The 10,851-nt window shown below is 67.4% G+C and carries 8 protein-coding genes; all 8 read left to right on the top strand.

Going from position 1 to position 10,851, the window contains the following annotated elements:
* Window positions 1-424 precede the first annotated feature (424 nt).
* Genes ACZ6SF_RS23610 through ACZ6SF_RS23575 form a run of 8 tightly spaced genes read left to right on the top strand, consistent with a single transcriptional unit; the run spans window position 425 to window position 10,841 of the window.
* On the top strand, window positions 425-2,032 hold the full coding sequence (locus tag ACZ6SF_RS23610) for an SMP-30/gluconolactonase/LRE family protein (RefSeq protein ID WP_466064525.1): 1,608 nt from the start codon (window positions 425-427) through the stop codon (window positions 2,030-2,032).
* A gap of 7 nt (window positions 2,033-2,039) precedes the next feature.
* Window positions 2,040-2,885, top strand: coding sequence for an SDR family NAD(P)-dependent oxidoreductase (locus ACZ6SF_RS23605; RefSeq protein WP_466064523.1), 846 nt, complete (start codon window positions 2,040-2,042; stop codon window positions 2,883-2,885).
* A 58-nt stretch (window positions 2,886-2,943) separates the two neighbouring features.
* Entirely contained in the window at window positions 2,944-4,320 is a 1,377-nt protein-coding gene (locus tag ACZ6SF_RS23600) for an aromatic ring-hydroxylating oxygenase subunit alpha (RefSeq protein WP_466064521.1), read from the top strand.
* A 45-nt stretch (window positions 4,321-4,365) separates the two neighbouring features.
* Window positions 4,366-6,189, top strand: a complete 1,824-nt coding sequence (locus ACZ6SF_RS23595) for a flavin-containing monooxygenase (protein WP_466064519.1) — start codon at window positions 4,366-4,368, stop codon at window positions 6,187-6,189.
* Window positions 6,190-6,217: 28 nt separating this feature from the next.
* Entirely contained in the window at window positions 6,218-7,132 is a 915-nt protein-coding gene (locus ACZ6SF_RS23590) for an SDR family NAD(P)-dependent oxidoreductase (protein WP_466064517.1), read from the top strand.
* Window positions 7,133-7,134: 2 nt separating this feature from the next.
* Window positions 7,135-8,841, top strand: a complete 1,707-nt coding sequence (locus tag ACZ6SF_RS23585; RefSeq protein ID WP_466064515.1) for a thiamine pyrophosphate-binding protein — start codon at window positions 7,135-7,137, stop codon at window positions 8,839-8,841.
* Window positions 8,841-10,277: an aldehyde dehydrogenase family protein gene (locus ACZ6SF_RS23580; RefSeq protein ID WP_466064513.1), complete on the top strand. Its 1,437-nt coding sequence runs from the start codon at window positions 8,841-8,843 to the stop codon at window positions 10,275-10,277. The genes ACZ6SF_RS23585 and ACZ6SF_RS23580 overlap by 1 nt, the downstream gene beginning before the upstream one ends.
* Window positions 10,278-10,307: 30 nt before the next feature.
* The gene (locus ACZ6SF_RS23575) at window positions 10,308-10,841 is read left to right on the top strand and encodes a nuclear transport factor 2 family protein (protein WP_466064511.1); all 534 of its coding nucleotides are present in this window, start codon (window positions 10,308-10,310) and stop codon (window positions 10,839-10,841) included.
* Window positions 10,842-10,851 lie beyond the last annotated feature (10 nt).

Here is a 10,851-nt window from a genome sequence, read left to right as displayed (position 1 = left end):
CCGGACCGCGCTGCCGATCACGGCATCCGATCGCCGTGATTCGTTTGGGGACATGGACGCCGGGCACGGGTTCCGGCGGCGGCGCCGCGCGGGGTGGCTCCTCGCGGCATACCGGAGGCGTCTCGGCCGTGGCGTCGGGCGATAGGTGGCCTGAGCTGCGAAGAAAGTTGTTCCTCGAACTCTGCGGAGTTGCCTGTTTCCCAATCGGAGAATGGTATTCTCATTTGTGATCGGCGGAGTGTGAGCATCCGGGACCCGACCGGCGGAGGTGCCCGGGCGGCCTGGTTGACACGCGCCCCGATCCATCCTTATAAAGATTGCAATACTTATTGCGCTTGCCTGGATGGAGCGTTAGATTCCTTACAAGTCCTCGACATCGAGGCGGATCAGCGCTATCGGCCGGGTCGGTTGGGAGTCAGTCGGAATGTTGCAGCAAGAGGCGCGCTTTCAGGGCGGTCAGGCGATCGGTCTCGCGGCGGGCTGGAGTCAGCGGCGGATCACCGCGCCCAGCCGGCTCTTCGGGGCCAACGGTCTACGGACCGGCCCGGACGGCCGGATCTACATCGCCCAGGTCACCGGGAGCCAGATCAGCGCCCTCGATATCGATACCGGCGCGATCGAAACCATCAGCGCCAAGGGCGGCGATATCATCGCCCCCGACGACTGCGCCTTCGGCCCCGACGGCACCCTGTACGCGACCGAGGTGATGGACGGCCGGGTCAGCGCCCGGCACGCCGACGGCACCACCCGGCTGCTGCGCGCGGATCTGCCCAGCGCCAACGGCATCACGGTCCATCAGGGCCGGTTGTTCGTCAACGAATGCCGCCCCGGCGGCCGGCTCATGGAAATGCCGCTCGACGGCAGCGCGCCCCGCATCCTGCTGGAGAACATCGAGCAGCCCAACGCCATGGAGGTCGGGCCGGACGGGTTGCTCTACTACCCCGTGATGGGTCTCAACGAGATCTGGCGTATCCACCCCGACGGCGGCGAACCCGAACGGGTGGCCGGTGACCTCGGCGTACCGGATTCCGTGAAGTTCGATTCCGAGGGCTACATCGTCTCCACCCAGGTGGCCTCCGGCCAGGTGCTGCGGATCAATCCGCGCAACGGCGAGAAAACCCTGCTGGCCCAGCTTAACCCCGGGCTGGACAACTGCACCCTGGTGAACGGGCGCCTGTTCGTCTCCAACTTCACCGGCGAGATCACCGAGATCCTGGCCGGTGGCGAAACCCGGACCACTCTGCCCGGGGGCCTGAACTGGCCCCTGGACCTCACGGTGGGTCCGGACGGCACCCTGTTCGTCGCCGACGGCACCTACTTCTACGCCGTCGGCCCGGACGGGCTCGAAACCCAGGGCATGCTGTTCAGCCCGGGCTATCCCGGCTTCGTCCGGGGCGCCACCGCCACCGGGCCGGGCGAGTTCGTGGTCGCCACCGCCGGGGGTCAGGTGGCCCGCTGGCGGCCCGCCGCCGGGGAGAGCGAATTCCTGGCGGGCGCCGAGGCGCCGCTGGATCAGCTCTACGGGATCGAGGTCGGGCCGGGTGGGGTCATCGTGACCACGGAATTCGGCACCGGCCGGGTGCTCGGGGTGAATGGCAGCGGCGGGGTCGATGTCCTGGCCTCGGGTCTGGACAAGCCGATCGGCGTGGCCTTCACCACCGGCGGCACCTGCCTGGTCGCCGAATCCGGTGCGGGCCGCATCGTCTCGGTCACCCCGGCCGGCGTGGACACCGTCGTCGACGGTCTCGACACCCCGCAGGGCATTCTGGTCCGCGGCTCCGAACTGCTGGTCGTCGACTCCGGGGCCAAGAATCTGGTCTCCATCGACCTGGACACGAAGGCCCGCGAAGTACTGGCCTGGAACCTGCCGGTGGGCGCGCCCCCGGGAGTGACACCGAAACCACTGCTGGGCATGCCGCCCTTCTCGGGCCCCCAGGGACCGTTCGCGGGGATCACCGCGGGCGCCGACGGCACCCTCTATCTCGCCGCCGACGCCGAGGGCAGTGTGCTCGCGTTCCGGAAGGACGGGTGAGAAATCCATGACGAACGACTTCTTCGGCCTCGACGGACGCGTGGTGATCGTGTCCGGTGCCGGCGGCGGCGGTATCGGCACCGCGGTGACCAGGCTGGTCGCCCGGGCCGGGGCCACCGTGCTCGGCGTGAGCCGGGGCGCGGAGAACCTGGCGAAGCACGTGGAACCCCTGGCGGGTGAAGGCCTGAAGGTGATCCCGGTGCAGGCCGATGCCGCGACCGACGAAGGAGTCGCGACCGTCCTGGAGGCGGCGCGGCAGGCCGACGGCGATCTCTACGGCCTGGTGAACATCGCCGGCGGCGCCGCGCCCGCCACCTGGATGCCCGCCACCCGGGTCACCCGGGAGGACTGGCGGGCACTGTTCCACCAGAACCTGGAATCGATGTTCTTCATGAGCCAGGCGGTGGCGGCGGAGATCAAAGAGCAGGGGCGGGCCGGTTCGATCGTTTCGCTGTCCTCCATCAGCGGGATGAACACCGCGCCGTTCCATATCGCCTACGGCACCGCCAAGGCCGCACTGGTCGCCGCGACCCGCACGCTCGCGGTCGAACTGGCGCTCAGCGATATCCGGGTGAACGCGATCGCGCCGGGCGTCACCGAGACCCCCGCCTCGGGCACCTACGTGGACGAGGACCCGCAGCGTGATCGCACTGCCATCGCCATGGGCCGGCGCGGCCGGCCCGAGGAACAGGCCGGCGCGGTGCTGTTCCTGCTCTCGCAGCTGTCGTCCTATATCACCGGGCAGACGATCCTGGTCGACGGCGGCCTGAACCTGAAATGGACACATCTCGGCGCCGACAACACCTCGCTGTTCCTGAAGGACGAGGGGTTCCGGGCCGCCATCACCAGCTGATCACCGAAATGTATTGCACCGACACCGACTGTCCCCGGACCCGGGGTGGGAGAACGCCATGAGCGAGACCGTCGACGATATCGCCGCCACGAACACCGAACCGCTGTCCTCGCCGAAGACCATCGGGGTGGAGGCGTACCTGAGCCCCGAATACGTGAAGGCCGAACGCGACAAGCTGTGGCGTAAGGTGTGGCAGCAGGTCGGCCGGGTGGAGGAGATCCCCCGGGTGGGCGATTACCTCACCTACGAGATCCTCGACGATTCGCTCATCATCGTGCGCACCGCACCGGACAAGATCCGGGCCTATCACAATGTGTGCGCGCACCGCGGCCGGCGCCTGGTCGACACCCCGCCCGGGGAACGTAACGCCCACGGCCAGAAGAAGCAGTTCGTCTGCGGATTCCACGGCTGGCGTTACGACCTCGAAGGCCGCAACACCTTCGTGCCCGAGCGTGAGGACTGGCCGTGCGGTCTCACCGAGGGCCGGGACGGGCTCGTCGATGTGCACGTCGACACCTGGGGCGGGTGGATCTTCGTCAACCTCGATCCGGCTCCGTCGGAAACCCTGCGCGAATACCTGGAACCCGCCGCCTCGCTGCTCGATCCGTTCCAGCTCGAGAACATGCGATACCGGTGGCGCCGGTGGCTGGTGTTCGACTGCAACTGGAAGGTCGCGCTCGAGGCCTTCATGGAGACCTACCACGTGCCCTACACCCATCCGGAGTTCATGAACTTCGGCATGTTCCTGGGCTGGGCGCGGGCGCAGGGCAAACACAGCAATATCGGTTACGACGCGCCGAAGGGCCAGGAGGAGAGCCAGGGCAAGATCCGCCTCGGCCACGGCCCCGACGCGCGCAAATCCACCATCGAACTGCAGAACTTCACCTGGGAGAACGCCAACACCAACACCACCTGGACCATGGTGGAGGCGGCGCGGCGGCTCACCGACGAACTGCCCGAGGGCACCCCGGGACCGGAGGTCATGGCGCACTGGCTGGCCTCCGCGCGTGCCGACGACGAGAAGCGCGGCGTCATCTGGCCGACCGTCACCCCGGCCGATGTGGCGGCCGCCGGCACCGCCTGGCAGATCTTCCCGAACTTCCAGATCGGCCACGCCGTGAACAACATGCTGTGCTACAGCGCCCGGCCCTACGGCTACGACCCCGATAAATGCATTTTCGAAGCGGCGGTGTACGAACTGTTCCCCGAAGGCGAAGCGCCGGATACGGAATGGATCCATACCCCGGAGGGCGATCCGGCCTGGCGCACCGTCCTGCCGCAGGATTTCGACAATATGGCCGCGGTGCAGCAGGGCATGAAGACCCTGGGCTTCTCCGGCCCGAAACCGAATCCGTATCGCGAGCGCAGTGTTGTGAATCTGCATCACAACCTCGCCGAGTACATGGGCACCGGCGCGCCGCGTGACCTCACCTGACCCCGGCGCCGCCGGCCTCCCTCTCCATCCCCCCGAGGAATCCGAATGAACAACTGCGCACCCACGCAGACCCCCGATATCGACCATGCCGCGCTGCGGGCCAAATATCTGGCCGAACGCGATAAGCGGCTGCGTCCGGAGGGGCAGAAGCAGTACGTGGCGTCCGAGGACGGGTTCACCGACTTCTTCGAAGGCGACCCCTACACCCCGGTCGTCCCCCGCGAACCGCTGTCCGAGGATATCGACGTCGCGGTTCTGGGCGGCGGCTGGGCCGGGCTCACCGCCGGCGCGCGGCTCGTCCAGGCCGGCGTCGAGGACTTCCGGGTGATCGAGCTGGCCGGCGATTTCGGCGGCGCCTGGTACTGGAATCGGTACCCGGGTATCCAATGCGATTCCGATGCCTACTGTTATCTGCCGCTGCTCGAGGAAACCGGCTACATCCCGACCCAGAAGTATGCCCGCGGCGACGAATGTTTCGAACACGCGCAGCGCATCGGCAAGCATTTCGGGCTGTACGAGAAGGCCGTCTTCTCGACCATGGTGAAATCGCTGGAGTGGGACGAGGCCATCCAGCGCTGGCGGATCGGCACCAACCGTGACGACGATATCCGCGCGCGGTTCGTGGTGATGGCGCAGGGACCGTTCAACAAGCCGAAGCTGCCGGGTATCCCCGGGCTGGGCGATTTCACCGGCCATACATTCCATTCGGCCCGCTGGGATTACGCCTATACCGGTGGCGATATGAACGGCGGGCTCACCGGCCTGGAGGACAAGAAGGTCGCGGTGATCGGCACCGGCGCCAGCGGTATCCAGGTGATTCCGCATATCGCCCGGTCGGCCGAACATCTGTACGTATTCCAGCGCACGCCCTCCTATATCAACGAGCGCGGCAATGTCCCCACCGATCCGGAATGGGTGAAATCCCTGCAGCCGGGCTGGCAGTTGCAGCGGCGTCGCAACTTCCACACCGCCGCCTTCGAAGCCTTCGCGCCCGGTCAGCCGGATCTGGTGTGCGACGGCTGGACCGAGGTCAGCCGGAACGTGCAGTCCTATCTGGACGAGAACAACCTCTGGGCCGAGGTGACCCCGGAGAAGTTCATGGAGATCCGGGAGAACCAGGACTACCGGGCGATGGAACGGGTCCGGCAGCGGGTGGACGCCATCGTGCAGGATCCGGCGACCGCGGCGGCGCTGAAACCGTATTACCGGTTCCTGTGCAAGCGGCCCTGTTTCAACGACGAGTACCTGCCCACCTACAACCGTGACAATGTGACCCTGGTCGACGTCGCGGCCACCAAGGGCGTCGAGCGGATCACCGCGAAGGGGATCATCGCCGCCGGGGTGGAACACGAGGTGGACTGCATCATCTTCGCCAGCGGTTTCGAGATCACCACCGAACTCGACCGCCGCTACGGAATCCATCCCTTCGCCGGCCGGGACGGGCTCTCGCTCTACGAGCACTGGGCGAACGGCTACCGCACCCTGCACGGGCTCACGAGCAACGGGTTCCCGAACCTGTTCTTCACCGGTTTCATCCAGGGCGGCGTCACCGCGAGCACCACGGATATGTTCGACCAGCAGGCCACCCACGCCGCCTACATCATCGGCGAGGCCCTGAACCGGGGCGCGCACACCGTGGAGCCGACCGTCGAGGCCGTCGACCAGTGGTGCGCCACCATCAAGGAAACCGCGGTCGACAACAGCAACTTCCAGCGGGAATGCACACCCGGTTACTACAACAACGAGGGCGAGCAGAACATCCGGTCGCATCTCGGCGAACCGTACTGGCCGGGTTTCTACGCTCTCGAGGACATTCTGCAGAGCTGGCGGGAAACGGGCGAGCTGGAGGGTCTGGCGCTCGGCGAATGATTCGCCGCGGCGAAGGTTAGGAGAAGCGTTGTCCGAAATGCGGTTCGACGGACGGGTCGTGGTGATCACGGGGGCCGGTCGCGGTCTGGGGCGTGCGTACGCCCTGCTGCTCGGTTCCCGCGGCGCCGCGGTCGTGGTCAACGATGTGGGCGGCGGTATCCCCGGCGGCGACTCCGATATCGGGGTCGCGCAGTCGGTGGCCGACGAGATCGTGGCCGCCGGCGGGCGGGCGGTGGCCAGCGCCGATTCGGTGGCCACCCCCGAAGGCGGGCAGGCGATCGTCGCGAAGGCGATCGACACCTACGGCCGCGTCGACGTGGTCGTCCACAACGCGGGCAACGTGCGGTACGCGCCGCTCACCGAGATGAGTTACGAGGATTTCGATTCCGTGCTCGACGTCCATCTGCGCGGCGCGTTCCACGTGGTGCGGGCGGCGTTCCCGGTGATGCGGGCGGCCGGATACGGGCGGGTCGTGCTGACCTCGTCCATCGGCGGCCTCTACGGCAATCAGAACGTCGCCAATTACGCGGTTTCCAAGGCGGGTGTGATCGGGCTGTCGAATGTGGTGGCGCTCGAGGGCGCCGAATTCGGTGTGAAATCCAATGTGATCGTGCCCGCGGCGGTCACCCGGCTCGCCGACGGGCTCGATACGTCGAAGTATCCGCCGATGGAACCGGAACTGGTCGCCCCGGCGGTGGCCTGGCTCGCGCACGAATCGTGCTCGGTCAGCGGTGAAATGCTGGTGGCGCTCGCGGGCCGGGTCGCGCGGGCCTATATCGCCGAGACCCCCGGCGTGTACCAGAAGGAATGGACGCCCGAGGACGTCGGCGCCCGTATCGACGAAATACGTGACACCAAGGATTCATGGCTGCTGCCGGTCGTTCCATCGGCCCACAGCGACCATATCGGTCGGAGTTTCGCAATGGCCATGGGAGGAAAGTGAGTATGGCGGTCAAAGTCTACGAACGGATTCTGGATCTCTTCGAAGCCGAAGGTATCAACACCATCTTCGGCATCCCGGATCCGAATTTCGTGCACCTGTTCCACCTCGCGGACGAACGCGGCTGGAATGTGGTGGCCCCGCATCACGAGGAATCCGCGGGGTTCATGGCCGAGGCCGTCTCCCGGATGACCGGTAAGGCCGCGGTGTGCATCGGCACCCTCGGCCCCGGCGTGGCGAATCTGGCGGGCGCCATGATGTGCGCCCTGGTGGAGAACTCCCCGGTCATCTTCCTGGGTGGGCAGCGCGCGCGGATCACCGAGCAGCGGGTGCGCCGCGGGCGGATCCAGTTCATCAAACAGTCCGGGCTGTTCGAGCCGTCGGTGAAATACGCGGCGAGTATCGAATACGCCGATCAGACCGACGAGGTCATCCGGGAGGGCCTGCGCAAGGCGCTGTCGGGGACGCCGGGCCCGGTCTACATCGAGTACCCCTCCCATGTGATCCAGGAGGAACTCGACGTGCCCGCCGCGCTGCCGCCCGAGCGGTACCGGCTGGTGGGCCAGACCGCGGGCCAGGACCGGATCGATGCCGCCGCCGACCTCATCCGGCAGGCGAAGCAGCCGATTCTGCTGGTCGGGCACGGCGTGCACACCGCCCGGGCCGGAGCCTCGGTGAAGGCGCTGGCCGATCTCATGGCCTGCCCCGTCATCCAGACCTCAGGCGGCACCTCCTTCATCGAAGGCCTCGAGGACCGCACCTTCCCCTACGGCTTCTCGCCGTCGGCGGTGGACGCGGTGGTGAAATCCGATCTGTGCCTGGCCATCGGCACCGAACTCGGCGAACCCGTGCACTACGGGAAGGGCCGGCACTGGGTGGCCGGCGAGGAGAACCGGAACTGGATCCTGGTCGAACAGGACCCCAGCGCCATCGGTGTCAACCGGCCCATCGACGTACCGCTGGTCGGTGATCTGCGCGCGATCGTGCCGCAGCTCACCGAGGCGCTGAAGAACACGCCGCGCACCGAGACTCCCGAACTCGCCCAGTGGATAGAACAGGACGCGTCGCGGCTGCGGGAACTGGCCGAGACCGCGCCCTCGGGCGGCACCCCGGTCCATCCCGCGCGCCTGGTCGTCGAGGCCACCAAGGATTTCCCCACCGACGGCATCCTGGTTCGCGACGGCGGCGCGACCACGATCTTCGGCTGGACCTACACCCAGTGCAAACCGCACGACGTGATCTGGAACCAGAACTTCGGCCACCTCGGCACCGGCCTGCCCTACGCGGTCGGCGCCTCCATTGCCGACGGCGGCAAACGCCCGGTCCTGATGATCACCGGCGACTCCTCCTTCCAGTTCCAGATCGCCGAACTGGAAACCGCGGTCCGGCACAATCTGCCACTGGTGTGCGTGGTCGCGGTCGACTACGCGTGGGGTCTCGAGGTCGGCGTCTACAAGCGCACCTTCGGCCAGGGATCGCGTGAAACCGCGGTGCACTGGAGCAAGGAGACCCGCCTCGACAAGGTCGGCGAGGGCTTCGGCTGCTACGGCGAATACGTCGAGAGCGACGCCGAGATCGCGCCCGCCATCAAGCGCGCCTTCGCCAGCGGAAAGCCCGGCGTCATCCACGTCGCGGTCGACCCGAAGGCGAACTCCGAGGAAATGCCCAGCTACGACGAGTTCCGCACCTGGTACGCGGAAGGGATGCAGTGATGCGCGAGTATCCGAAGTTCTATATCGGCGGCCGGTGGGTCGATCCGGTCTCCGACCGGACCTTCGAGGTGATCAATCCCGCGACCGAAGCGGTCTGCGGGAAGGTCGCCCAGGGTTCGGCCGCGGATGTCGACGCGGCTGTCGCGGCGGCCCGGGAGGCCTTCCCGGGCTGGGCGGCGACCGGTATCGCCGATCGGCTGGACCTGTTCGGCGCCATCGGCGCCGAATACCAGAAGCGCACCGGTGATCTCGCCGCCGCCCTCACCGAGGAGATGGGCGCTCCGAGTGCGCTGGCCGGCGGATTCCAGGTGGATCTGGTGCTGGGACATCTGCAGAAGGCCACCGAGGTGCTGCGGAGCTACCGGTTCGAGGACCAGCAGGGCGCGACCCTGATCGTGAAGGAACCCATCGGGGTCTGCGGTCTGATCACCCCGTGGAACTGGCCGATGGCCCTGATCGCGGTGAAGGTGTTCCCCGCGCTCGCCACCGGCTGCACCATGATTCTCAAACCGTCGGAGCGGTCGCCGTTCACCGGGCAGATCTTCACCGAGGTACTCGACGCCGCCGGGGTCCCGGCCGGGGTTTTCAACCTCGTCCAGGGCGACGGGCCCAGCGTGGGTGTCCCCTTGGCCTCGCATCCGGGCGTGGACATGATCTCGTTCACCGGCTCGACCCGCGCCGGTATCGATATCGCGCGCAACGCGGCGCCGACGGTGAAGCGGGTGGCGCAGGAACTCGGCGGCAAAGGCCCCAACATCATCCTCGACGACGAGGATTTCGCCACCAATGTCGGCCAGGGCGTCGCGGATATGATGGGCAACTCCGGTCAGACCTGCAGCGCCCCGTCGCGCATGCTGGTGCCCACCGCCCGCATGGAGGAGGCGGTATCCGCGGCCCGGGCCGCCACCGAAGGGGTCACGGTCGGCGACCCCACCGGCGAGGTCGCCATCGGACCGGTGGTCGCGGGCTCGCAGTGGGACCGGATCCAGGCGCTCATCCAGAAGGGTATCGACGAGGGCGCCACCGTGGTGGCCGGCGGTCCCGGCCGGCCCGACGGCCTGGAGAAGGGCTTCTACGTCAAGCCCACGGTGTTCGCGGAGGTCACCAATGATATGACCATCGCGCGCGAGGAGATCTTCGGACCGGTCCTGGCGATCATCGGCTACGACAGCATCGATGACGCGATCGATATCGCCAACGACACCGAATACGGCCTGTCCGGATTCGTGGCGGGCCGGGATCTGGAGCAGGCGCGGGCCATCGCGCGGCGGCTGCGGGCGGGCTCGATCGCCATCAACGGCGGTTTCGATTTCGCCTCCCCGTTCGGCGGCTACAAGAAGAGCGGTAACGGCCGCGAATGGGGTGAGGCCGGTTTCGACGAGTATCTCGAGGTCAAGGGCATCCAGGGTTACGCACCCGACGCGGCCCAGGCCTAGATCCGCTGTGACCACCGAGGGCACCGAGCTATGACCACCGAGGGCACCGAGGAGATCGCGACCGTACTCGCCCACGCGCGCATCCGGGACTGTATCGTCCGGCTCGCGCGGGGCGAGGACCGCCGCGACGCCACCCTGGTGAAGGATGCCTTCTGGCCGGATGCCACCGTGGATTTCGGTATCTTCGACGGCACCTTCGACCAGTACCTGAGCTGGGTGATCCCCGGGTCCCCGGCCGTGGTGGCGACCCAGCATCTGCTGGGACAGACCTCGATCGATCTGCGCGACGCCGTGGCGCTGTCGGAAACGCAGCTCATCGCCTACCACCGGCTCGATACCGGCGCCGAGCACCGTGATTCGGTGCTCGGCGGCCGCTACCTCGACCGGTTCGAACGGCGTGACGGCCGGTGGCGGATCGCGAAACGCATCATGCTCTACGACTGGGCGCAGGATCAGGGCGTCTCGGTGGACTGGTCGCAGGGCGTGCTGGGCGCGCCGCTGCGCGACGACCGGTTCATCGGCCGGGCCCACGGCGACTTCAGCGAACAGTTCTTCGGCGAATAGGCGGTACGGG

This window comes from Nocardia sp. NPDC049935 (assembly GCF_055586645.1).
Note: the sequence above shows the minus strand (reverse complement) of the source record. Positions and strands in the feature narration are given on the sequence as shown.